Source organism: Collinsella aerofaciens, from assembly GCF_039836695.1.
GTDB classification, from domain to species: domain Bacteria; phylum Actinomycetota; class Coriobacteriia; order Coriobacteriales; family Coriobacteriaceae; genus Collinsella; species Collinsella aerofaciens_BD.
Genome location: NZ_JBDPAC010000051.1, coordinates 1 through 1546, shown reverse-complemented (window position 1 = coordinate 1546; position 1546 = coordinate 1). Strand labels below are relative to the sequence as shown.

1 protein-coding gene is annotated in these 1546 nt (G+C 67.5%); it reads left to right on the top strand.

Going from position 1 to position 1546, the window contains the following annotated elements:
* The first annotated feature begins 274 nt into the window (after positions 1–274).
* A complete protein-coding gene (locus tag ABG996_RS10715; protein ID WP_226812531.1) occupies positions 275–1432 on the top strand; it encodes an IS110 family RNA-guided transposase in 1158 nt (385 codons plus the stop codon).
* Positions 1433–1546: the final 114 nt, after the last annotated feature.

Sequence of the window (1546 nt, the reverse complement as noted above, 5' to 3'; positions counted from 1 at the left end):
CCCATTACAGTCTGAAGTGGGCCACCGATAAATTTCGATGGCGAGCATTCGGCGCATTGCCTACGATACGGGCAAGCCCCGAGGGGCCGCCGATCGGGCGCCTCCGGATGGCCGTCTGCCCCTGCCCCGTAGAGGGCCCGGGGGGTGTTGCCACCGGGGGCGCTCGCCGCTCCGGACGACTGATAGGAAACTGCCGGGCGCAAGCGCCACGGCCAGGTAATGTGGGTGTCGCAGGGAGGGGTTCCGATCGGCCTACCGATTGGAGGATACCACCGTGGCACCACCTAGAATGCCGGAAGCCGTCATCGGGCTCGATGTCGGGAAATCGTCCCATTGGGCATGCGTCGCGACCCGGGACGGCGAGATACTGCTGAGCGCCCCCGTCGCGAACAGGGAGGGCGATCTGGACTCGCTGTTCGGCCGCTTCCCCGACGCGCTCGTGGTCGTCGACCAGTCGCGCAACATAGGCGCCCTCGCGCTCGCCCGCGCCAAGGCGGCCGGGATGTCGGCGGCGTACCTGCCGGGACTCGCGGCACACGGGGCCGCCAGGCTCTTCGCCGGCGACGCCAAGACCGACGAGCGGGACGCAATGGTCATCGCGAAGACGGCGCTGGGCATCCCCGACGCACTCCTGCCGGTCGGGGACCCGGGCCCGACGGTCGCGGCGGCGAGGGCGCTGGCCGCCCAGAGAAACTTCCTGACCTGCGAAAACACTAGGAGCAAGAACCGGCTGCGCAGCATCCTGCTGGAATCGTGCCCCGCCTTCGAGGCGCTGGTCGACCTGTCCGACGGTCCCCAGCTGAGGCTCATGGCATCCCTCGGCGGGGCCTGGTCGGTGGCCGACGCCGGGCCCCGCAGGGCGGCGGCGCTCACGCGCGGGGCGGCGCGCGGCAAGATCGAGGCCCTCGTCCGCTCGACGGCCTCCTCGACAAGGCCGGACGCGGCAGCCATCGCCGCCGAGGACCGGGCGGTGAGGCTGCTCGCGCGCAGGATCTCCGAGAACTCGGCGGAGATCGATGTGATCACGGCGGAGATATCCGCCCTCCTCGAGGGCGACGATACCTACCGATGCCTCCTGACGGTGCCGGGGATCGGCCCCAAAACCGCTTCCGAGCTCGCGATCTCCATAGATATCGAAGACTTCCCAAGCCACGACAGGCTCGCGTCGTACTGCGGCCTGGCGCCGCGCAACCGCCAGTCGGGGACCTCGATCTCCTCGGTGACGGCATCGCGCCAAGGCAACAAGAGGCTGAAGAACCTGCTCATATTCTCGTGCAACTGCCTTACCCGGACAGAGGGAAGATGGGGCGACTACTACGCTAGGTGCCGAGAGCGGGGCATGCCGCACGGCAAGGCGCTCAAGGCGCTGGCACGAAAGAGGCTGAAGGTCATCTACGCGATCATGCGGGACAGGGTGCCCTACGCCGCCTAGTAAAAGCGCTCCGAACAGATTGGAGCCCATCGGCCGAAAGGCCTGGCGTTAGCATGTCGCGATTCAATCTCGAAAACGGCATTGCCCAGTTGACAAAACTATAGGAACACCCCC